General features: G+C 47.3%; 19 protein-coding genes, 1 rRNA gene and 1 riboswitch. Of the genes, 16 read left to right on the forward strand and 4 right to left on the reverse strand.

The features are described 5' to 3' along the window. The first annotated feature begins 1 nt into the window (after position 1). A 5S ribosomal RNA gene (gene rrf / locus OIU26_RS22555) occupies positions 2-118 on the forward strand. 175 nt (positions 119-293) lie between these two features. On the opposite strand, the gene OIU26_RS22560 is transcribed toward rrf, so the two are convergent. Beyond that, on the reverse strand, positions 294-452 hold the full coding sequence (locus OIU26_RS22560) for a hypothetical protein (protein WP_013369026.1): 159 nt from the start codon (positions 450-452) through the stop codon (positions 294-296). A gap of 294 nt (positions 453-746) precedes the next feature. On the opposite strand from OIU26_RS22560, the gene OIU26_RS22565 reads away from it, so the two are divergent. From OIU26_RS22565 to OIU26_RS22585, 5 genes are all read left to right on the forward strand, one after another. Then, positions 747-2,078, forward strand: coding sequence for an extracellular solute-binding protein (locus tag OIU26_RS22565; RefSeq protein WP_264218085.1), 1,332 nt, complete (start codon positions 747-749; stop codon positions 2,076-2,078). 133 nt (positions 2,079-2,211) lie between these two features. Further along, positions 2,212-3,102 (forward strand): carbohydrate ABC transporter permease, encoded by an 891-nt coding sequence (locus tag OIU26_RS22570; protein ID WP_013369028.1) that lies wholly within the window; start codon positions 2,212-2,214, stop codon positions 3,100-3,102. 5 nt (positions 3,103-3,107) lie between these two features. After that, positions 3,108-3,941, forward strand: coding sequence for a carbohydrate ABC transporter permease (locus OIU26_RS22575; RefSeq protein WP_436449192.1), 834 nt, complete (start codon positions 3,108-3,110; stop codon positions 3,939-3,941). A 29-nt stretch (positions 3,942-3,970) separates the two neighbouring features. Beyond that, positions 3,971-5,767: a sensor histidine kinase gene (locus OIU26_RS22580; RefSeq protein ID WP_025675766.1), complete on the forward strand. Its 1,797-nt coding sequence runs from the start codon at positions 3,971-3,973 to the stop codon at positions 5,765-5,767. Next, positions 5,748-6,932 carry a response regulator gene (locus OIU26_RS22585; RefSeq protein ID WP_264218087.1) on the forward strand — a complete coding sequence of 395 codons (1,185 nt, stop codon included), beginning with the start codon at positions 5,748-5,750 and terminating at the stop codon, positions 6,930-6,932. The genes OIU26_RS22580 and OIU26_RS22585 overlap by 20 nt, the downstream gene beginning before the upstream one ends. Before the next feature lie 72 nt (positions 6,933-7,004). Here the strand turns inward: OIU26_RS22585 and OIU26_RS22590 are convergent, their stop codons facing one another. Then, positions 7,005-7,910 carry a LysR family transcriptional regulator gene (locus tag OIU26_RS22590; RefSeq protein WP_264218088.1) on the reverse strand — a complete coding sequence of 302 codons (906 nt, stop codon included), beginning with the start codon at positions 7,908-7,910 and terminating at the stop codon, positions 7,005-7,007. 161 nt (positions 7,911-8,071) lie between these two features. On the opposite strand from OIU26_RS22590, the gene OIU26_RS22595 reads away from it, so the two are divergent. The 6 genes from OIU26_RS22595 to OIU26_RS22620 all read left to right on the forward strand — a co-directional run bounded on the left by OIU26_RS22595 (position 8,072) and on the right by OIU26_RS22620 (position 14,706). After that, the gene (locus tag OIU26_RS22595) at positions 8,072-8,662 is read left to right on the forward strand and encodes a flavin prenyltransferase UbiX (protein WP_013369033.1); all 591 of its coding nucleotides are present in this window, start codon (positions 8,072-8,074) and stop codon (positions 8,660-8,662) included. Between the two features lie 28 nt (positions 8,663-8,690). After that, positions 8,691-10,109, forward strand: a complete 1,419-nt coding sequence (locus OIU26_RS22600) for a non-oxidative hydroxyarylic acid decarboxylases subunit C (RefSeq protein ID WP_149036172.1) — start codon at positions 8,691-8,693, stop codon at positions 10,107-10,109. Positions 10,110-10,150: 41 nt separating this feature from the next. Next, positions 10,151-10,375 carry a non-oxidative hydroxyarylic acid decarboxylases subunit D gene (locus OIU26_RS22605; RefSeq protein ID WP_016818874.1) on the forward strand — a complete coding sequence of 75 codons (225 nt, stop codon included), beginning with the start codon at positions 10,151-10,153 and terminating at the stop codon, positions 10,373-10,375. Between the two features lie 71 nt (positions 10,376-10,446). After that, complete coding sequence (locus OIU26_RS22610) at positions 10,447-10,908, forward strand: hypothetical protein (protein WP_058711595.1); 462 nt, start codon at positions 10,447-10,449, stop codon at positions 10,906-10,908. Positions 10,909-11,071: 163 nt separating this feature from the next. Continuing rightward, the gene (locus tag OIU26_RS22615; protein ID WP_165083784.1) at positions 11,072-12,232 is read left to right on the forward strand and encodes a serine hydrolase domain-containing protein; all 1,161 of its coding nucleotides are present in this window, start codon (positions 11,072-11,074) and stop codon (positions 12,230-12,232) included. A 137-nt stretch (positions 12,233-12,369) separates the two neighbouring features. Next, a complete protein-coding gene (locus OIU26_RS22620; RefSeq protein ID WP_165083786.1) occupies positions 12,370-14,706 on the forward strand; it encodes an Ig-like domain-containing protein in 2,337 nt (778 codons plus the stop codon). A gap of 152 nt (positions 14,707-14,858) precedes the next feature. Here OIU26_RS22620 and sdaAA read toward each other — a convergent pair whose 3' ends face one another. Together sdaAA and sdaAB are read right to left on the reverse strand one after the other, a co-directional pair. Then, entirely contained in the window at positions 14,859-15,758 is a 900-nt protein-coding gene (gene sdaAA, locus OIU26_RS22625) for an L-serine ammonia-lyase, iron-sulfur-dependent, subunit alpha (RefSeq protein WP_165083788.1), read from the reverse strand. Beyond that, positions 15,748-16,437 (reverse strand): L-serine ammonia-lyase, iron-sulfur-dependent subunit beta, encoded by a 690-nt coding sequence (gene sdaAB / locus OIU26_RS22630; RefSeq protein ID WP_165083790.1) that lies wholly within the window; start codon positions 16,435-16,437, stop codon positions 15,748-15,750. Before sdaAB ends, sdaAA begins: the two co-directional genes overlap by 11 nt. Positions 16,438-16,648: 211 nt before the next feature. Next, positions 16,649-16,763: riboswitch (glycine riboswitch) on the reverse strand. A 214-nt stretch (positions 16,764-16,977) separates the two neighbouring features. Between sdaAB and OIU26_RS22635 the strand changes: the two genes are divergently transcribed. From OIU26_RS22635 to opp4B, 4 genes are all read left to right on the forward strand, one after another. After that, positions 16,978-18,582 carry a ThuA domain-containing protein gene (locus OIU26_RS22635; protein WP_264218089.1) on the forward strand — a complete coding sequence of 535 codons (1,605 nt, stop codon included), beginning with the start codon at positions 16,978-16,980 and terminating at the stop codon, positions 18,580-18,582. 328 nt (positions 18,583-18,910) lie between these two features. Then, complete coding sequence (locus OIU26_RS22640; RefSeq protein WP_013369043.1) at positions 18,911-19,942, forward strand: ABC transporter ATP-binding protein; 1,032 nt, start codon at positions 18,911-18,913, stop codon at positions 19,940-19,942. Further along, a complete protein-coding gene (locus tag OIU26_RS22645) occupies positions 19,920-20,846 on the forward strand; it encodes an ATP-binding cassette domain-containing protein (RefSeq protein WP_264218090.1) in 927 nt (308 codons plus the stop codon). Before OIU26_RS22640 ends, OIU26_RS22645 begins: the two co-directional genes overlap by 23 nt. Before the next feature lie 13 nt (positions 20,847-20,859). Beyond that, positions 20,860-21,840: an oligopeptide ABC transporter permease gene (gene opp4B, locus OIU26_RS22650; RefSeq protein WP_264218091.1), complete on the forward strand. Its 981-nt coding sequence runs from the start codon at positions 20,860-20,862 to the stop codon at positions 21,838-21,840. Positions 21,841-21,853 lie beyond the last annotated feature (13 nt).

Below are 21,853 nucleotides of genomic sequence, written 5' to 3' on the forward strand. Positions count from 1 at the left end.
GTTTGGTGGCGATAGCGGAGGGGTTCCACACGTACCCATCCCGAACACGACCGTTAAGCCCTCCAGCGCCGATGGTACTTGGACCGCAGGGTCCTGGGAGAGTAGGACGTTGCCAAGCACAAAAAAAGAACACAGCCTTAATGGCTGTGTTCTTTTTGTATATCCGATTCATTTATCATTCATATGAAAGGCTCATGGCATGCCTTTGGTTAAAAGCACTACAATATTCTGGTTGTTCCTTGTATAGTGCTGTCTGACGTGCTGCTTCAACTGACATCCAGCACTGTGCGATGTTAATCTATTTCAACCTGTTCTGCCTGGAGGGCACTTAAGGCTTGAAGTTTACGGGTAATTTCCTTTTGCCACTTTGTATCTCCGACTTGTACGGCAAGATTGAGAAGATCCAAATAATCATCGATATGCAGGGAGGTTTTACTAAAAGCTTCTTTCACTGCGGTCCTGCCTCCTTTAAAGTCTATGTGTATTTATCATTTAATAATGATAATCATTATCAAACAACGATCTTATTCATATTATGCCTGTCTTCTAGATAAATTGCAAGTTATGATATGAATGAATTTTGAAGCACGCAAATGAGGGCTTAAAAAAACAAACCCTTCTCCTTAAGTTCACGCATTGTTCACGTCTTTTCTATGGAACATAATGAAAAGAACAAGCGGGCATTGAGTGTCCACCGACTAGGAGGATAAATTGCGCAATGCTTCAACTAGAGGAGGAATAGGAACATGAGCAGAATAAAGATGAAAGCGTTTGCTGTTGTGGCGGCGGGCGTCTTGGCATTGACGCTGGCAGCTTGTAATAACGGACAGAGCGCAGGTCCGGGAAATTCAGGGGAAAAGGGTGGAGGCAATGTAACGAAGGATGTGACGATTACTTTTCAAAACATCAATCCTGATCCGAGCACCCCTTCGTACAAAATGATTAAGCAGATTGTAAGTCAATACGAGCAGGATCATCCTCATGTCAAAATTGAATTGGATTCGTTAAATACAGATCAGCAAAAGCTCAAGCTAAAAACACAAGCAGCAGCGAAGGAAGTACCGGATATTACGATTGTAAATCCGGCTGCACAGATGAAGCCATTTGTAGATGCCGGGCTACTGGCACCATTAAATGATGTAGCTGATAAAGAGGGGTTAAAAGATACGTTTCAGGATGGCCTTCTTAATTACTATAGCTTCGATGATAAGCTGTATGCTTTTCCGGATGGTAACAATATAGAAGTGGTCTTTTACAACAAAGAGCTGTTCGAGCAGGCGGGAATTCAAAAGTTGCCGACTACCTTTGATGAGCTGATTACGACGGTCAAGACACTAAAAGCGAAGGGAATTACTCCAATTGCTATTGGGGAAAAGGATTCATGGACCGGTTCCCTCCTTTTTATGAATATTCTGTTGCGTACGAATGAAGGACCAAACTTCCTCAATGATGTGCTGGATGGCAAAAAGACGTTTAACGACCCGGCTTTTGTGGAAGCTGTGGATGCGTTCCAGGAATTGGTGCAGGCTGGGGCTTTCCCGGATGGAGCCACATCTATTGACTATAATGCAGGCGGTAATATTTTTAAAACAGGAAAAGCTGCGATGTATATCATGGGCACTTGGGAAACAGGTTCTATTGATGCTTCCCCGGTAGCTGGTAAGGTCGGAGCGTTTCAGTTCCCTACGGTGAATGGCAAAGGGAATGTAAATGAGTATGTCATCGCGCCAGGTAGCGCGTTTGCGGTATCTGCGAATAGTGAACATTTACAGGAGACGAAGGACTTTCTGCACTATTTTATTACAGAGATGCCCAAGATTCAGTTTGATCTGAAAAATGCAATTGGCAGTGGTCAGAAAATGAAAGGCGATCTGAAGGAAGCTGGTTATTCCGAACTAGCCATTAGTCTCAATGAGCTGTTCAAAAATGTAAAAGGAGGAGACCTCGCTTTTGATAATACGATGAATCCGGCTATTGCGCAGGCGCATCTAAGTAGCATTCAAAACCTGTTTGTGCAACAAGAAGACTCTGCGCAAGTTGCGAAGGAACACCAGAACACTTTTGAAGCCAATAAATAAGTGAGGATTTTGCAAAAATCCAGAAGTAGCGGACTCTAGGGGAGGGAGCGAAAGTACTCTTCCCTGATTCGCAATCACATATGGTTAAGCATCCCCAGAAGATACTCCGAATCAACACAAAGGAGATTAGAGCATGAATGTACTGAAGGTGCCGGCACGCACAATTGCCGTTTTCGTGCTGCCCTGCCTGTTGCTGTATACCTGTATGGTATTTGTTCCGATTCTGGTATCTGTGTATTGCGGGTTGCTAGATTGGAACGGAATTGCAGAGGCGAAGTTTGTGGGGCTAGCTAATTTCAAACGAATTTTTACAGCCGATCCAGTGTTCTGGCCGTCCGTGAAGCGGACGATGATGTTCGCTGTATTTTCCATGCTGGAAATTCCACTCTGTCTGCTGCTGGCGATTTTACTCAATCGTTATGTGCGTAAGGCAAATACATTGGTAACGATGTATTTTCTGCCGGTCATTCTATCGGTGGTCATTATCGGGCAGTTGTGGAAAACGATCTATAATCCGGCCTCGATGGGTGGGATGCTGAACGGTATTTTGATGGCGGTCGGGCTGGAAAGCTGGACACGCTCTTGGCTGACGGAACCGCAGATAGCGATGTATGCTCTATATTTTGTATCGTTGTGGCAATATTTTGGCTACCATTTGCTTATCCAGTTTACCGGTGTACAAAATATACCCAATGAGCTGTATGAAGCAGCTAAAATTGATGGGGCAGAAGGATTCAAAGCAGACCGTTACATTACGTTGCCACTCATTGTGCCTATTTTCAAAATATCTATTGTATTAGCCTTTATCGGGTCCTTGCAATCATTTGATTTGATCTGGGTGATGACGGGTGGAGGACCGGCCCATGCGACGGATACAGTATCCACGTATATGTACAATATGTCCTTTTTATCTATGAAATACGGGTATGGCAGTGCATTGGCTTCGTTTCTCGTAGTAATCTGCTTGTCATTTACAATTGTGATAAATTTTGTTTTCAAACGGATCGAAAATAAGGTAAGCTAAAGGAGATGGGACTGTTGAACGCCTTGAAAAAAACGGGAGTCTTCTCCCTGTTGGCTGTCTTAGTGGTCACGCAGCTGTATCCACTCTTTTGGTTGTTGACCTATTCGTTGAAGACGAATGAAGAGATATTAAGTTCAAGCTTCTTTGCACTCCCTCAAGTGCCCCAGTGGCACAACTATCAGGAAGCCTATGAATCGGGGAGCTACTTGCGTTATTTAGGAAACAGTGTGCTGGTGACTGGGGTTACGATGATGTTCGTCATTGTATTAAGCTCGATGACTGCTTATGCAATTACACGTTTTCGCTGGCGTTTCGGGGCTGTTGTACTGACGTTGTTTTTGGTCGGGATGATGATCCCCATGCAAGCTACACTGCTACCACTGATGGTGATGTTTAAATACGTCCATATTCTGAATACGTATTTCTCGCTGATTTTACCCTACATTGCTTTTCAGACACCGATTGCGGTCTTCATCCTATCCGGCTTTATGCGGTCCATTCCCCACGAAATTGAAGAATCCGCCTACATTGACGGAGCGAGCATTTATCGTATCTTCCGCAGTGTAATCTTACCCATCTCGATTCCGCCTATCATGACAGTGTGTATTTTAACTTTCATTAATATCTGGAATGAATACATTATGGCTGCCACCTTTATCTCGTCCGAAAAGCTAAAAACTCTCCCTTTCGGCGTTTATACGTTTGTCAGCCAGTATTCTGTGAACTACGGCAATATTGGTGCTTTTCTAGTTATGGGAGCCTTACCGGTCATTATTATTTATTTTGCCCTGTCCGAAAAAATCACCAAGGGCATGGTTGCAGGAGCGGTTAAAGGATAGGCGGCCGATGCGAAAGGAGCGCACGAGGCATGATGCGCCGTTTTCAATCCATTCAATACCGCTTGTTTGTTCTGTTCCTATTGAGCATGTCCAGCATTGTGCTGGCGGTCAGTCTATTATTTTACAACCGTACTACAGTGCAGTTCCATGATAAGATCAGCGAGCTTGCACGTAAAAATGTATCTCAGACAGCAGGACTGTTCGAATTGCTGCTCGACAGCTATAACAGTCTTTCCAAGTCGATCAGCAACAATATGGATTTGGTTCGTCTGTTGACGACAGATCATAGTGATTTACCTGCTGTCAATTACATCAATGAACGTACGATTACGAATATCCTTGGAGCCATCTACTATTCGCGGGAGGATCTAATCGGCATTCATGTCATCACAGACACAGGCAAGGTATACAATTATGGAAATTATATGAATGTCATTGATACTCATTACGAGCATACGGAATGGTACAGGGAAATTCGAAGATCGGCGGGCAAAATTGCATGGTTGGGTGTTTATCCTCACTCTGTCATCGACCAAGTGGAAACCAGACCTGTGTTTGCATTCGGACGGCAGCTCTATGATCTGGATGAACACAAGCCGATTGGTATTGTTCTGTTTGAGGCTGAACCACGTTCAGTATTGTCCGCTCTCCACAATTTGCGGCTGAGCACTAATAGTCAGGTATATCTGTTAGGCCATGAAAATCGAATTGTATCGGCTACTTCTTCTGATCCGCCACCAGATTTGCGAAATCTACAGCAACAGGTCCCGGAGGAGGATGTAATTGTAGATCGGAATAATGAGAAAGTTGTAATCGCTTCCAAACTTCCGTTTGCCGATTGGTCGGTGATTAGTGTGACACCCAGTGAGGATCTGAACGTAGAACTGGCGCAAAATCAAAGGTACTTATTTATCGTGGCACCTATACTCATTATGGTGTCAGCGCTAATTGCGTCCATCGTCTCTAGGAGCATCTCCCATCCGCTCAAACGAGTTATACGGGAAATGAAACGGGTAGAGACAGGCAATTTTCGTCATACGGTAAACATCGAATCCTATGAAGAAATCAACCAGTTGGCTACTTCTTTCAACCATATGGTAAGACAGATTGCAGAACTGATTGAGTTAGTGCGTATATCATCGGTCAGCGAAAAAAATGCGGAGCTGCACGCTCTACAGACGCAGGTTAATCCACATTTTCTGTACAATACGCTGGATATGATCTATTGGATGCTGGATGAAAAGGGACAGGATCAGCTCGGTGAGGTGGTTCTCTCCTTATCCCATATGTTCCGTTACAGCAGTCACTGGGAAGAGGGAGCCGATGTAAGTCTTCGAGAAGAAGTAGAGCAAGTCGGCCACTACCTCACCATTATCCAAGCTCGGCTGGAGGGCAGGGTATCTGTTGACGTCAATATCGAGGAACAATGGCTGGATATCCGTTTGCCCAAAATGACCTTACAGCCGTTAATTGAAAATGCGGTGAAACACGGGCTGGAGCCTCTTCATGCAGATACAGGTGGCAAACTGCTCGTCAGAGCGGAGGAGTATGGCGGTGTATTGAGTCTGCATATCATAGACAATGGTGTAGGGATGGAATATGAACGATGGGAGGTGGTCCAGGTCGCTTTGGCAGAACCCGGCAAACAGGCGGGCAGCGGGCAGGCGGGAGGCATCGGCCTGCAAAACCTAAATTTACGGCTACGGCACATGTTCGGAGAAGAGTACGGCCTACGGATCTCCAGCACACCAGGGGCCGGAACGACAGTCACTGTAAGTGTGCCTCTGCCACAGAAGGAGGAGAAACATGAATATTCTGATAGCTGACGATGAAAATATGATTCGACAGGGGATTCGGCGCACTATTGGCCAAGCTCTACCAACCTGCGGCATTCATCTCGCTGCTTCCACCGAGGAAGCAGCAGGCATTCTGGCGGAGCATCCTGTGGATATTGTATTGACTGATATCCTGATGCCCGGTATGGATGGTCTGGAGTTCATGCGTATTTCCAAGCGAAAGCATCCTCATCTGCAGTGGGTTGTCATTTCGGCCCATTCCGACTTCCAATATGCGCAAAGAGCAGTAAAGCTGGGTGCCAAAGACTACCTGTTAAAGCCAATCGGCAAAAAGAAGCTACTGGAATGCATTGAAATGTTAGCAGCCGAAGCGCTCGTGGCCTCGCAACAGGCAAACGAGGGCAGGCTTCTTAAATCCAATATGGTTTATTTACGTGAAGCTGTTTTCCAACGTTATGCACTCGGATTGGATACGGGGAAGCTGGATATACAGCCTTTCGTCGAAAATTATCCAGAATTCCATCTTTTTATGGTTCGCATGGAACCTGATCACAAGCAGACACATTTGGAGCATTTTATGATTGAAAATGTACTGTCCGAGCTCATTGAGGCTGGAGGCAGCGGTTTTGTCGTCAGTCTAGACCGCCATAGTCTGCTGGGGATTGCAAGGCTAAGGGATGAAGCAGAGGCTACACGGTTAGAGATGTTGCTTGAATCTCATTTAAAGCGTTATGTCAGAGTGCCTCTGCAAATTACACGTTCAGGTGTTCATCACAATTTCTCATCCATACCTGAAGAGGTAGCGCGACTAAGACGAACGCCAGAAGAGATTGCAGCCGCAGCAGCGGATACAGGAGAATGTCTCCGTAAGGGCATGCATACAGTTGATGTAGCATTGCAGTATATTCGGGCTCACTTTACAGAGGAGCTGTCACTGGAAAAAGTGGCCTCAATCGTATTTTTAAATCCAGTATATTTCAGCCAGCTATTCAAGCAAAAGACGGGACAAGGGTATAAGGATTACGTCATTTCCTTGCGTATGGAAGAGGCGAAGCGGCTGCTAAATGATCCTCATCTGCGGCTGGCTGATATTTCCGAGCGGATCGGCTATCAAGATATGAGGCATTTTACACAGGTGTTTCGGCGCAAATGTGGAATGACTCCGACCGAGTATCGGCATCAAGGAGTTAAATAAGTTGGTATCAACGACCGAATGAAGGAAGTTCATCCAGCATCAGACTGTTTCAGGAGTAGAGCGGTAGAGCATCTACTCGGGAACAGTCTTTTTCGTGTCTCCAGCTTGTAGCAGTTCAACAAATTTGCGAGCTGCATTGGATAAATAACGATCCTTGCGCCATACGACGGCAGGCTGTGTGAAGGGGAATGGCTCCTTAATGGAGAGTGTGCGAAATCTGTCCCCGTATTCTTGTCCCAAGCCAGCGTCTGGAATAATGGTAATTCCCATGCCTGTGGAAACGAGCGAGAGAATGGTCGATATTTCTGGACAGTCCAATACGACGCGCGGAATAAGACGGTGTTCCTGAAATTTGCGGATGACGGTTTCGTATAGTCCGTGTCCTTCTGTTCGGCGTCCCAACAAGAGGTCATAGCTGGCAGCTTCCTGTAATGTAATTTCCCCACTGGGATGGCGATCTGCCCATTCACACGGAAGAACCGCAACAAAAGAAACGCCCTCCAGTTCAATCGTATGGTACGATTTGTCGTCTACCGGAAGCAGCAGCAGGGCCAGATCGACTTTATTTTGATGCAGCAGCTCTTCCAGATGATGTGTGTCTCCGTGTCCTATTTTAACGTATACCTCTGGATAAACCTGATGAAAGTGACTGAGTTGTTCAGTAATCAGAGACATACAGGCGGATGACGTGCCTATGGCAAGTGTGCCGGTTACTCTGTTTTCAAACTCCCCAATTTCTCTACAGGTGTCCTCCATTTCAGCCAATAATCGTTTGGCGCGTGTATACAGTGTATATCCGGCCTCGGTAACTTCCCACTTCTTTCCTTCACGGTAAATCAGCTTTACACCAAGCTCGTCCTCCATGTTTTTGAGTTGTTGACTCAGTGGAGGTTGGGCCATGTTGAGCGTTCTGGCGGCCTTGGTGATTTGCCCTTCCTCCACGATGACGCAAAAGTAATGCAGATGCTTCAAGTCCATTGGGGATTCCTCCTCATTTCTAAACACCGCTTCGATTTGAATACTTTTAAAATATGCATTACATATATTATATATATTTTTCGTGTGCAGGGAACGGGCGTATAATTTTTGACAGTAATGCATGGGTGAACATAAAACGATGGGATGGAAGGAGGGGACATATGAAGAAAATCATTGTAGGAATATCGGGAGCGACAGGGTCAATCTTTGGTATCCGTATATTGCAACAATTACGGGAGGCTGGAGTCCAAAGCCATCTGGTGCTATCCCCGTGGGCTATTGCCAACATTCCCTATGAGACAGGCTACACGGTGAAGGAAGTGGAGGCAATGGCGGATGCAGTCTACTCGTATAAGGATCAGGCCGCACGTATTTCTAGCGGCTCCTTCCGGGTAGATGGTATGGTCGTCGCTCCTTGCAGTATGAAGACTCTTGCCTCTATTCGTATCGGTATGGCGGACAACCTGCTTACCCGATCAGCGGATGTGATACTGAAGGAGCGAAAGAAGCTGCTGCTCATGACCAGAGAAACACCATTAAGCAGTATCCATCTGGAAAATATGCTGGAGCTGTCACGTATGGGCGTGATGATCCTGCCGCCGATGCCTGCCTTTTATAATCATCCTGCAAGTATCGAGGAATTAGTGGATCATATTGTTTTTCGCGCATTGGATCAGTTCGGTATTGTCACAACCGCAGCCAAACGCTGGGATGGGATGAAGCAGAATGACTCCAGGCTGCACCAGAATTGAGAAATCGAAAGACGAAGGAGAATGAATGATGGCTTATAAAGACTTTCGCGATTTTCTACACACCTTGGAAAAGGAGGGACAATTACTCACGATCAGCGATGAGGTAAAGCCGGAGCCGGACCTCGCAGCAGCTAACAGAGCATTAAACAATCTTGGAGATAAGACGCCTGCTCTCTTTTTCAACAACATCTATGGATATACGGATGCTCGTATTGCAATGAATGTGATGGGCTCCTGGCCCAATCATGCCCTCATGATGGGAATGCCCAAAAATACGCCGCTCAAGGAGCAGTTTTTTGAATTTGCCAGACGCTATGAACAATTTCCGGTGCCCGTGAAGCGGGAAGAAGCCGCTCCTTTTCATGAAGTCGAGATTACGGAGAATATTAATTTGTTTGATATTTTGCCGTTGTTTCGTTTGAATCAGGGGGACGGAGGGTTTTATTTGGATAAAGCAATTCTAATTTCACGCGATCTGGATGACCCGGACACCTACGGTAAGCAAAATGTCGGCTTATACCGGATGCAGGTGAAAGGCAAGAACCGTTTGGGCATCCAGCCTGTACCACAGCATGATATTGCGATCCATATCCGTCAGGCTGAGGAGCGTGGCGAAAATCTGAAAGTGGCTATTGCCCTCGGATGTGAGCCTGTGATTACAACGGCTGCTTCTACGCCGCTGCTGTACGATCAATCCGAATATGAGATGGCGGGCGCCATTCAGGGTGAGCCTTATCGTGTGGTCAAAGCGAAGGATGCAGACCTGGATCTGCCTTGGGGAGCCGAGGTCATTTTGGAAGGCGAAGTGTTAGCAGGTGAACGTGAGTATGAAGGTCCATTCGGTGAATTCACAGGTCACTATTCCGGCGGTCGCGCGATGCCAGTCATTCAGATTAATCGTGTATATCACCGCAAACAGCCTATCTTTGAGCATCTGTACATCGGGATGCCTTGGACGGAAACGGATTATATGATCGGTGTGAATACAAGTGTACCGTTGTTTCAGCAGCTTAAGGATGCTTTTCCTAATGAAATCGTAGCTGTTAATGCCATGTATACGCATGGGCTGGTCGCTATTATTTCCACGAAAACCCGGTATGGCGGCTTTGCGAAGGCTGTGGGAATACGTGCGTTAACGACTCCGCATGGATTGGGGTATTGTAAGCTGGTGATTGTGGTGGACGAGGAGGTCGATCCGTTCAATCTGCCGCAAGTCATGTGGGCTTTATCCACCAAGCTTCATCCAAAGCATGATGCTGTCATTGTTCCTGGCTTGTCTATTTTACCGCTTGACCCCGGCTCTGATCCGGCAGGTATGACGCACAAAATGATACTGGATGCGACGACACCTGTAGCACCGGATATTAGAGGCCATTACTCGCAGCCGCTCGATTCCCCGCTGGGTGTAGCGGAATGGGAGAAAAAGTTGAGCCAAATGCTTCGCTAAATATTTTTAAAAACAAAGAAAGATTAAAGGAGTGCTGACAGATGCATATTTGTCCCCGTTGTGAGTCCAATCGTTCAGAAGTCGTTTCCCATTCGCCGGTTAAAGGTGCCTGGGAGGTTTTGTTGTGTCCTGTATGCCTGTTCACATGGCGAACCTCAGAACCGGATAGCATTACTGATCCAGCAAAGTATAAATCGGCGTTCAAGGTAAACCCCCAAGATATTCCGGATGCTGCTCATGTTCCTCCTATTCCAGAGCGGATATAGGGTCGTTCGTAAGTAGCCGTAAATTATGGTATTTTGAAGTTATAGGCCAAATGTAAAGGGGATTATACTTCATGCAGACGCCAAGGATCGGTAAGGAGCTGTTCACGCTGCTGAACGGCAAGGAGTTGGAGCACAAGCAACAAGAAGCAATGATGCTGTTGACGGTTACAGAAGATCAGTGGCCGCACATAGCGATGATTAGTGTGGGCGAGGTTGTAGCGCTGGACGAGGGGAATTTGCGTCTGGCCCTATGGCCGGGTACGACCACGACAGGCAACATGATCCGTACTGGGAAGGCAACGCTTGCGGTGTTCACCGGGGGAAAGGCGCATTATGTGCGGTTGTCGCTGAAACATCTGCCTGCTTTACCCGGAGCCAAGCATGTACGTGAGCGATTTGCGGCCCATGTTTTTGCAGCCAGAGAAGATTCGGCTCAATATGCGGATATCTTGACAGGTGTCACAATTCGCCTCAAGGAGCCGGAATCGGTGATCAATCGCTGGAAAGAGACGGTGGCAGAGTTGTTGGTATAAAGCTATTTGATTATGACAAATCATCTTTGTAATTACCAAGTTTACCGTTAAAATAGATGCAAGGGAATAAGCGCTTACAAGGAGTCAGGTTGAGCTTGTTGGAACAGGAATTAGAGCGTGAGGGGAAGCTTGTTTCTTTTGAAGGAAAATAGGAGGGATGAAAATGTCTCGTTTTGACAAGGTAGATCAGCTATTGCAACGATTCTTAGCGAATGGGCCGGCAGGGTGTGGTTGTGCCATTGCACAAAATGGTCAAGTGTTGTATGAAGGGTATCATGGATATGCTGATGTGGAAACTCGGAAACCGATTACTGAAGATACCGTGTATCGCTTGTTTTCTATGACAAAGGTCGTTGTATGTGCGGCTGCACTTATGCTATACGAACGCGGACAATTTTTATTGAATGAGCCTTTGTATGAATATTTACCTGAGTATCGTAATTCGTATGTATTCAAAACTGCTCCTAACGGACACACCTACATTGATAAGGCGGATAACCCTATTTTGATTAAGCATATATTCAATATGAGTGCAGGAATTCCGTATGCTTCTGAGTTTTCAGAAACAGGAAAAGCTATGCATAAGGTCATTACAGCATTAAAGGAGAAGCAGGGGAAATATGACCTGCGCACAGAAATTAAAGCGCTTTCTGAAGTTCCGCTTGCATTTGAACCAGGAACACGATGGTTATACGGATATGGCCACGATCTTGTTGCTGGTCTTATTGAAGTCATTTCAGGTAAATCATTAGGGCAATTTTTGAAGGATGAAATCTTTGATCCGCTTGGAATGAACAATACAGGTTACCGTTATCGTGGAGATATTGAATCGCGGATGGCTTCCATGTATCAACGGACAGACGCCGGAAAACTTGAAAAAATTGAGGGTTTCCTGGATGAATATCATCAGCCAGATGCTATATATGAAGGTGGAGGCGCAGGTTTATATTCGACAGTCAAAGATTACCTCACATTTTCACAAATGATGTCAAATGGCGGCACGGTAAAAGGTGTGAACTTATTGGGGAGAAAAACCATTGATTTAATGCGTACAAATCATCTGAATACAGCTCAACTATCGGATTTCACCAATTCATACCATACAGGTTATGGCTATGGGCTGGGTGTACGCACGTTAATGGATAAAGCGGCTGGGCATGCAAACAGCTCGATTGGAGAATTTGGCTGGACGGGAATGGCAGGCACCTGGGTTTCTATAGATCCGAGCGAACAGTTCTCCGTCGTTTATATGCATCAGCTTGATCCCAATATGGAAGAGTACCACCATTTAAGAATTCGTGCAGCAGCTTATAGCTGTCTGTAAGTTCCGATTCTAGTTAATAAGGACCAAATTTTCTCTAAAGTCTAAACTATTCTTTTCCATATGACGACATAAAACGTAGGTGTAGGGATTTTGCGAAATCCTTAATTTTTAGCTTTGAAATGGGAGGGAATTAGATTTTGAAGAATAGATGGTCCGGTTTTCTGGCGTTGGTCATCCTGATTTCAAGTTTTACATCATATGCAGGGTTTGCATCTGCAGCAGAAGCAGTGCTTTCCAAGATTGTCCTTTCGTCTAACGAGGTAACTTTGCAACAGGGGGATACAGCTGCGTTGACGGCAACGGCTGTTTATAGCGATGGGACAACCTCAAATGTAACCGTAAGCACAGATTGGAAAAGTGATAATACATCTATTGCTACGGTGTACAATGGTACAGTTTCAGCCAAAGCTGAAGGGGAAGCCACTGTGATTGCGACCTATAAGGAGAAGGTACAATCCGTTCAGGTACATGTAACGAAAAAGGTTAAGGCGCTGACATCCAATGTACAAAGCCTGAACTTGCGTTCAAGCGGTACAGGACAGATCAATCTGACAGCGACTTACAGTGATAATACAACAGCTCAGGTTTCAGGTGATGCGACCTGGACTTCGGATAATCAGAAGGTAGCGACTGTAGTCAACGGATTAGTTACTGCTCAGGGAGCAGGTTCAGCTAATATTAAGGCTGTATATGGACAACAGACCGTAACGATTGCTGTACAGGTAGAGCAGGTCAAACGGCTGGATGCCAGTACATCAGAGGTTTCTCTTTTGTTAAAAGATACGGAGAAGGTTAAATTGACAGCCACGTTCCCGGATGGATCGACTCAGGATGTTACAGAGTCTGCCGAGTGGAGCTCCAGCAATACAGCCGTGGCAGATGTTCTGAAAGGCACTATTACCGGCTATAGCACAGGGAAGGCGACAATCACAGGTAAATATGGCACGATGTCCGCTACGATTGCGGTGGATGTGGATCAGACGAATAAGCTGAAAGCCAGCGAAACCAATATTTTTCTCCGTTTGGATGAATCAAAAAAAATACAGGTATCTGCTGTGTACCCGGATGGTACGGTAACAGATATCACAGATAAAGCTGCTTGGACATCAAGCGATGAAAAAATTGCAACAGTGAATAAAGGAACGATTATGGCCATTGGAGCGGGTTCGGCTACAGTGACCGCTAAGTACGGAGATAAGACGGTTTCGATCAAGACAGATGTTGAAACCTCTAGATTTCTGGATTTAAGCGAGGACAAGCTCAGCTTGAATGCTAAGGAATCCAAAAAGCTCAAGCTGACCGCAACCTATGTAACAGGGACGGAAGAAGATATCACAAGTAAAGCAGAGTGGAAGTCCAGTAATGAAGATATCGCTTTTGTCAGCGGGGGAGAAGTCACAGGTTATAAAACAGGTGAGGCAACGATCACAGCTTCTTATGGCGGCAAAACAGCCACAGCTACCGTATCCGTAAACGTACCTGGTGATCTATCTTTGTCCTCTAAAACGGCAACGATAGATATTAATGAGGACTATACTGCGACTCTGACGGCTACTTATGCGGACGGGCGTAAGGAAGATGTTACAAAGGATGCAGAATGGACTTCAAGTGCGGAAGATATTGCTTCTGTGTCCAAGGGAACGATTACGGGTAAAGCGGCCGGTAAAGCGGTTATTACAGCGACCTATAACGGCAAAAAACTGACGATAAACGTACAAGTAGGCCTTGTAGACCGTCTGGAAACAGACTCGCGCGTAATTGCACTCGGTGCTCAGGAAACGAAGCAGCTGAAAGTATCAGGCGTTAAGAGTGGCGGTACAAAAACAGACGTAACCAAGGACGCCACTTGGACTACTAGCAATGTAAAAGTAGTTGAAGTTAGCGAAGGTTTGATCAAAGCTAATGCTAGCGGTAAGGCAACGATCACTGCTTCATATGGCAAGCAAACCATTACATTTACGGTAGAAGTAGACGTAGCACAAAAGATTGAAGCGGATGCCATTGCGTTATCACTGAAATCCGGGGATCAAAAAACGATTGCGATTGTGGTTAAATCCAGTGATGGTAAAGAAAAGGATGTTACAACCCAAGCTGAATGGAAAACGTCCAACTACAGGGTAGCCACCGTCAAAAAAGGTCAGGTTACCGCGATCAGCTACGGTAAAGCTAACATTCAGGCGAAGTTCGGCGGTAAGGTGATCAGCGTGCCTGTTGATGTTGATACGCTTAAATATCTGCAAACGGACGAAGTCGCCTTGACTTTGAAGGCAGGGCAGCTGGCTAAGGTTACGGCTACAGCCACGTATAAGGATGAGTCGGAGAAGGATGTCTCCAAGCCGGCTGTCTGGTCCTCGTCCAGAATTATTGTTGCGACGGTCAAAGACGGTAACATTAAAGCACAGGGCAAAGGCAAAGCTGTAATTACCGTGAAATATGCAGGTAAAATGACGAAGGTACAGGTAACTGTCCAGTAATCTGTAATCAATTGAAAAGAAAAGGAGCAAGCATGCGTCTAGGGACGACATGCTTGCTCTTTTTTTAAGGACGAATTCTCTTTCCCTTAATGTGTGGGAGAGATATTCGTTTTGTTTTGTAGAGGAAAAGTAGTTGGTTTAGAGCTTAGAAGCTACGACTTATCTTTCTTGGCCAGTGTGTTGCGTGTAAGGGATTCGGTCAAACGCTTGCCAGTCGGTGTCTGGGCCAAGCCGCCTTTGGCGGTCTCGCGGTGCTTTGACGGCATTGCGCTGCCGACTTCAAGCATCACGTCAATGACTTCGTCAGACGGAATGGCGCTGCGCACACCCGCCAAAGCCATATCCGCTGCGGCAAGTGCGGTCACGGCTCCCAGCCCGTTGCGCACGATACACGGAATCTCGACGAGTCCGGCGACGGGGTCGCATATCAGGCCGAGCGTGTTCTTGAGCGCTAGGCCTACGGCGTGAACGGCCTGCTCAGGTGTGCCACCGCGTAGCTCGACCATAGCGCCAGCGGCCATCCCGATGGCTGAACCAATCTCAGCCTGACAGCCTCCCTCCGCGCCGGAAATGAAGGAATTGTTGGCGATGACGTAGCCAATGGCTCCGGCTGCGAACAAGCCGTGCACCATATGCTCATCATCCCAGCCGAACCGCTCCTGCGCACTAATGAACACACCGGGGATGACTCCGCATGAACCTGCAGTGGGCGTGGCGACAATGCGCCCCATGGACGCATTAACCTCCGACACGGAGAGCGCATAAGCCATGGCGAGCGCGGAGGCATCGCCGGAGCAGGTTTCCCCTGTCCGCAGATATTCGGCTAAGCGCTTGCCGTCGCCGCCCGTTAATCCACTGCGGGATACGGTGTCTTGCGTCTGACCACGATGAACGGCCTCCTTCATGACTTCATAATAATCAGACATTTGGCGGAAAATTTCTTCTTCCGTTGTATTCGTCTCTTGTACCTGCTCTTGAATCATCAGGCGGCCAATCGTGGTGGATTCCTCCGCGCATATAGCGCTGATTTCATGCAGATGGCTAAATCGCATCAGATTCAGCTCCTTTTTTCAAATTAATCGTTTTAATTTCGTACATATGTGGTAAGGATCGTAGTTTTGCGATTAATTCAGCCGTAGGAGGACTGTCCGTTTCGATGGCTGTAAGTGCTTCTCCATCCCGACCTTTGCGATCCACGTGCATATAGGCAATGTTAATGTCAGCAGCGCCGAGCGCTGAAGTCACCGCACCTAATGTACCGGGCTTATCCGAGTGAAGAAGCACCAACGTAGACAGCTCTCCGGTCAGGTTGACTCGGAATTCGTTGAGCTGCTGGACATGGATGCTGCCACCGCCGATGGAGGAACCCAGCAGTGTACGCTGATCCTCACCCTTCCACAGCTCAAAACGGACGGTGTTCGGATGGGGGGCGGGTAGTCCGCTGACGGCAAATTCCACGGTCATCCCGGCCTGCTCCGCCCATTGCTCGGCATCTGGAATTCGGTGGTCGTCTGTATCGTAATTGAGCAGTCCTGCGATGAGCGCTAGGTCTGTACCGTGTCCTTTGTATGTGTCGGCGAAAGAGCCGTACAGTGTCATGCGGGCACGGTCAGGCTGCGTCCCGAGCCAGTGACGGGCAACGCGTGCAAGCCGCACCGCGCCTGCAGTGTGTGAACTGGAAGGTCCGGTCATGGCCGGACCGATAATGGAAAATACATCTTTGAAACGCATGGTGTGGCCCCCTGTATGTTCTAGTACCATAGTATATGGTATTTCCGCGTTTTTGCGCGGCTATGACGGTTCCTAATGCTGACGTACAATGTGAGCGCAAAAAAGGACAGGATAAGGAAGTTTCCCTTATCTCTGTCCTCGTTACCTGAGAGTTTCGTGCGGTGTCCTTACCGCCTTACCCCTTGGGTGGCTTGCGCTCTCTCCAGAGTTGCGTCAGATGACGATACATGGACCTGAGAGATTATCCGCCAGCCGGGTGTTGGCGTCTTGCTCCTTCGGTGCCGCCAGCGTGTAAGCCCCTGGACAGACTCTCCCGTCATCTTCATTCGCGTATACCGTTCTACATATCTTTCTTAGCGTAATGTATGCCGTGCTCGGTGTCAATCGCAGGGTTCAATTTTTACATAAACAGGCGAGTTTCCAATAAAAAAGATTAAAATTTACATAATTATGGATGAAATCAGGAAGGAATTAGAAGATTGATAGCTAATCTGATAGAGGACAAGCACATTTATGGAATTATAGGAGGGATATTGACGTATGGTAAAAGGCTTGCGGTTCACAGGTTCACGCTTGAAAGGGGTGCTGCATCTGGCAGCGATCGTATCGCTGCTGATCGGGATCTTCGTTCCATTCGGTCAGGTCAAAGCGGAGGGAGCACTGACAGTAGCCGAGGCACTCCAGCGCCAAGGCAGTGGAGGCACAGTGACGGTGGAAGGTTACATCGTCGGACATGCTACCGGATCGAAAACGGCTAATTTTTCTTCTCCGTTTGCGAATGATTTTAACGTACTGATTGCCGACCAGGCCAATGAACGTAGCACGTCTAATCTATTGGATGTACAGCTGACATCAGCGTACAGAGGGCAATTTGGGCTAACAGGCCATCCTGAGCTGATTGGCAGCAAAATCCGTGTGACGGGTACACTTGGCACCTACAATAATTTTGGTGGAGTGAAAAGTCCAAGCACTGTTGAACTGGTGAACGGAAGCGAGCCGGGGGAACCAGGTGAACCTGGCGAACCTGAACCTGGAAACCCGGGTCAACCCGGTACTACACTGCCGGATGGCAACGGCAAAAAGGTGCTGTTCGATAATACGCACGCACAGACGGCTGGGGCAGCAGATTGGGTCATTGAAGGCGCCTTCTCCGACTTTGCCAATGGATTGCGTAATGTAGGTTTTACAGTGGACCAACTGAACCGTCCCATTCCTTTTACTTATGGAGAACAGGCCATAACCTATGATAAGCTGCGCCAATATGATGTGTTCATCATCGGTGAAGCGAATGTTGCTTTTAAGGCATCCGAGCAGGCTGCCCTGCTGCAATATGTGAATAACGGGGGAAGTGTTTTCTTCATCTCCGACCACTATAATGCGGACCGTAACAAAAACCGTTGGGATTCCTCTGAGGTTATGAATGGCTACCGTCGTGGAGCCTATACTAATCCGGCCAAAGGGATGACTACAGAAGAAGCAGCATCACCGGCGATGCAGGGGTTAACTAGCTCCGATTGGCTGGCGACCAACTTTGGTGTTCGTTTCCGTTACAATGCGCTTGGCGACGTGAATGCTACGGACATTGTAGCCGCAGATCAATCCTTCGGCATTACCAAGGGTGTACGCTCGATTGCCATGCATGCGGGATCTACGCTGGCTATTATTGATCCTACCAAAGCCAAAGGAATTGCCTATATCCCTACAGGTACGAAAAAATGGGGTAATGCTGTAGACCATGGTGTCTATAACGGTGGAGGCCGTGCGGAAGGGCCTTATGCTGCGATCTCCAAGGTGGGTCAAGGCAAGGCAGCATTTATCGGTGATTCTTCCCCTGTAGAAGATGCTACACCGAAATATGCGCGTGAAGAAAACGGACAGTCGAAAAAGACATATGATGGTTTCAAGGAAGTGGACGATGCCACCTTCCTGGTGCAAACGGTCCAGTGGCTTGCGTGGAAGCAGGACTACACCAAATTATCCGATGTGGCAGGTTTAACGCTGGATCAACCGACGAAGCTTCTGCCGTTTGAGGAGCCTGCGGCTTCCACAGAACCGCAACCCGAGCCTTGGTCTGCTCCAGCAGCAGGCTACAAATGGTACGATCCAAAAACGTTCAAGTCGGGCTCTTATGGAGCGGCTTCGTAATAAACGTAAAGAATTCAGTGTGAGCGGTTGGGTGCTAGTTTGCCGTTTGATCCTCTGTAGGGGATCAAACGGCTTTTTTGTGATGAAAATTAACCTGTGGTTGGTTATTTGATTACATTTTGTGCCAGGAAAGTCGCGCTACTGCTGGATCATTGATTTTTTAAATGATGTTGATAGCATAATCTTAATTGATATATCCATATACTGGTGATAGGATGTATTCAAATTATTCCGACAAAAACGGTATGTAATGTTCATGAGAGGTTTTAAACATCAAACATGGTGAGAATAAGCGGGACAAGACCATGGAGAATGGAGGAAGCGCGCATTGAATATCAAACCTGTGTTGGAGATTAAGGGATTATCCGTATCTTTTCGCATCAAGGATCAATATCACCCCGCAGTCGACCATCTGGATCTGACGGTCAATCCCAATGAAGTGCTGGCTGTAGTCGGAGAATCCGGTTGTGGCAAAAGCGCGCTGGCACTTTCGATCCCACAACTGCATGACATGGAGCGAACACGTGTCGAAGGAAAGGTTCTTTTTAAAGGCACGGATCTGATCCGTCTCTCCTCAGGGCAAATGAATAAAATCCGCGGAGCGGGCATTGGCATGATCTTTCAGGACCCGCTGACAGCACTTAACCCGTTAATGTGCATTGGTAAGCAGATCGAGGAAAATCTCGATTATCATACGTCCCTATCTACGAAGCAAAAAAGGGAACGTGTACTGGAGCTACTGGAAAGCGTGGATATACCCAACCCCGTACGTGTGTATGAACAGTATCCGCATGAACTTTCAGGAGGGATGCGCCAGCGTGTGATGATCGCGATTGCCATAGCTTGCCGACCCTCTCTTATTATTGCAGATGAGCCGACGACTGCGCTCGATGTAACCATTCAATCGCAAATTCTTGACTTGCTCAAACAGCTTCAACAGGAGACCGGAAGCGGAATTATTCTGATTACGCACGATCTTGGCGTTGTGGCCGAAGTAGCCGACCGTGTGGTGGTCATGTATGCCGGAGAAATCGTGGAGAGCGCTGATGTTTTTGAATTATTTCGGCATCCACAGCATCCGTATACGCGTTCCTTGCTAGCCTCCATGCCGGGATCGCATACCAAGGGAGAACCGCTGCATGTCATCGGTGGTATTGTTCCCTCCTTGCAAGATATTCCTCGCAATAGCTGTCGCTTTGCTTCGCGTATTCCTTGGATTCAGCAGAGAATGCATGAAGACCATCCCCGATTAAGTGAAATTTCTCCCGGCCATTGGGTCCGCTGTACATGTTACCAACATTTTCATTTTGAAGATGAGACAAAGGGAGAGGCTGCTCATGGCACTACTAGAGATAAATGATTTGAAGGTTCATTATCCGGTGCGCGGCGGTTTTTTCCAGCGTGTCGTTGATCAGGTAAAAGCAGTGGATGGCGTGTCGATCAGCATAGAGGCAGGCCAAACATACGGGCTAGTAGGAGAATCCGGCTGTGGAAAGACGACGACAGGAAGAACGATTATCGGCCTGAATAAGCTGACGAGCGGACAGATTCTTTTTAATGGCAAGGATCTTACGGCTCTGAGTCGTAATAACCGCCATCCGCTGCGTAGAGACATTCAGATGATTTTTCAGGACCCCTATTCTTCGCTTAACCCGCGCAAGCGCATATTGGATGTCATTGCTGAACCACTGCGAAACTTTGAAAGGCTGAGTAATGAGGAAGAACGGCGGAAAGTACAGATGCTGCTGGAAAAGGTTGGCTTGAACGCTGATGCGGCCTACAAATATCCGCATGAATTTTCCGGGGGACAGCGGCAAAGGATCGGGATTGCGCGTGCGCTGACATTAAACCCAAAACTGATTATTGCAGATGAGCCCGTATCAGCGCTTGACGTTTCTGTGCAGGCACAGGTGCTTAATTTTATGAAGGATGTGCAGCGGGAGTTCAAATTGACGTATTTGTTCATTAGTCATGACCTGGGGATTATCCGCCATATGTGCGACCAAATCGGCATCATGTACCGAGGTCGCTTAGTGGAACAGGGGAGCGAGCAAGATATTTATGAGCGTCCACAGCATTTGTATACCCAGCGGCTTATTGCCACCATTCCCAGTATCGATCCTGCGAAACGGCTGGATAATGCTCAAAAAAGGCAAAAGCTTTTATCCTCTTACAAGTCAGAGCTGCCCAAACATCTAGACGCGAGTGGAAAGCCGTTTGCACTAAAGTCAGTAAGTTCATCCCATCAAGTCGCGCTACCATAAGGGGGGACAGAATATGTGGAAATTTACAATGCGCCGGCTGCTGGTTATGATCCCTCAACTTTTTGCACTGAGTGTGCTTATATTTTTCCTAGCTAAGGCTATGCCAGGGGATGCCCTGACAGGGCTCATCACTTCAACTCCCAATCTAAATCCGGCTGCACTGGAAGAACAGCGGCAAAGACTGGGATTGAATGACCCGGTGTGGGTGCAGTATGGGAACTGGCTCGTCCAGCTTGCTCATGGGGATCTGGGCAAATCTTATGTACATAAAATTAGCGTTACCGATTTGATTGGCAGTCGTTTGGGGAACACGTTCTTTCTGGGTGTTGTGATTCTGGTTCTAACGTATCTGATCGCCATTCCGCTGGGAGTACTCAGCGGTCGTTATCAGCATAGTCTGCTGGATAAAACCGTGGTCGGGTATACCTATCTCAGCTTTGCGACACCTCTATTTATACTCGCATTGCTGTTGTTGTACGTGTTTGGGTTCAGGCTTGGCTGGTTTCCAACCAGCGGCAGTGTGGATGTAGGTGTAGAGCCGGGGACATGGTCATATTACGTGAATAAGTCATATCACCTCATTCTACCGGCGGTTACAGGCGCATTACTCAGTACAACGGCTACGATTCAGTATTTGCGCAATGAGGTCATTGACACACGTCTGAAGGATTTTGTGAAAACGGCGCGTTCCAAGGGGGTACCCGAAGGAAAGATCTATTCCCGTCATATTTTCAAAAACTCTTTATTACCCATTGCTGCTTTCTTGGGCTACGATCTGACGGGTGTGATTGCGGGCAACGTTTTCCTAGAATCTATTTTTGGTTATCCGGGGTTGGGCCAGCTATTTCTTCAGTCCATCACCCAACGGGACTTTTCAGTTGTGAACGCACTGGTCATGATCTCCGGCTTCTTGGCACTATTAGGGACCCTTTTATCTGATGTCATCCTAAGCAAGGTCGATCCCCGCATCGAATTGAATAGAGAACAAGTCTAGAGAAAAGGAGGGA

The organism is Paenibacillus sp. BT-177 (assembly GCF_025846815.2).
Lineage (GTDB): Bacteria > Bacillota > Bacilli > Paenibacillales > Paenibacillaceae > Paenibacillus > Paenibacillus polymyxa_C.

Bases quoted from the DNA above. Each gene is read 5' to 3' on its own strand.
- OIU26_RS22570 (WP_013369028.1), top strand. From the start codon at position 2,212: ATGAATGTACTGAAGGTGCCGGCACGCACAATTGCCGTTTTCGTGCTG.
- OIU26_RS22575 (WP_436449192.1), top strand. From the start codon at position 3,108: ATGGGACTGTTGAACGCCTTGAAAAAAACGGGAGTCTTCTCCCTGTTG.
- opp4B (WP_264218091.1), top strand. From the start codon at position 20,860: ATGTGGAAATTTACAATGCGCCGGCTGCTGGTTATGATCCCTCAACTT.
- OIU26_RS22645 (WP_264218090.1), top strand. From the start codon at position 19,920: ATGGCACTACTAGAGATAAATGATTTGAAGGTTCATTATCCGGTGCGC.
- OIU26_RS22635 (WP_264218089.1), top strand. From the start codon at position 16,978: ATGGTAAAAGGCTTGCGGTTCACAGGTTCACGCTTGAAAGGGGTGCTG.
- OIU26_RS22600 (WP_149036172.1), top strand. From the start codon at position 8,691: ATGGCTTATAAAGACTTTCGCGATTTTCTACACACCTTGGAAAAGGAG.
- OIU26_RS22615 (WP_165083784.1), top strand. From the start codon at position 11,072: ATGTCTCGTTTTGACAAGGTAGATCAGCTATTGCAACGATTCTTAGCG.
- OIU26_RS22580 (WP_025675766.1), top strand. From the start codon at position 3,971: ATGATGCGCCGTTTTCAATCCATTCAATACCGCTTGTTTGTTCTGTTC.
- OIU26_RS22590 (WP_264218088.1), bottom strand. From the start codon at position 7,910: ATGGACTTGAAGCATCTGCATTACTTTTGCGTCATCGTGGAGGAAGGG.
- OIU26_RS22585 (WP_264218087.1), top strand. From the start codon at position 5,748: ATGAATATTCTGATAGCTGACGATGAAAATATGATTCGACAGGGGATT.
- OIU26_RS22595 (WP_013369033.1), top strand. From the start codon at position 8,072: ATGAAGAAAATCATTGTAGGAATATCGGGAGCGACAGGGTCAATCTTT.
- sdaAA (WP_165083788.1), bottom strand. From the start codon at position 15,758: ATGCGATTTAGCCATCTGCATGAAATCAGCGCTATATGCGCGGAGGAA.
- OIU26_RS22605 (WP_016818874.1), top strand. From the start codon at position 10,151: ATGCATATTTGTCCCCGTTGTGAGTCCAATCGTTCAGAAGTCGTTTCC.
- OIU26_RS22565 (WP_264218085.1), top strand. From the start codon at position 747: ATGAGCAGAATAAAGATGAAAGCGTTTGCTGTTGTGGCGGCGGGCGTC.
- sdaAB (WP_165083790.1), bottom strand. From the start codon at position 16,437: ATGCGTTTCAAAGATGTATTTTCCATTATCGGTCCGGCCATGACCGGA.
- OIU26_RS22610 (WP_058711595.1), top strand. From the start codon at position 10,447: ATGCAGACGCCAAGGATCGGTAAGGAGCTGTTCACGCTGCTGAACGGC.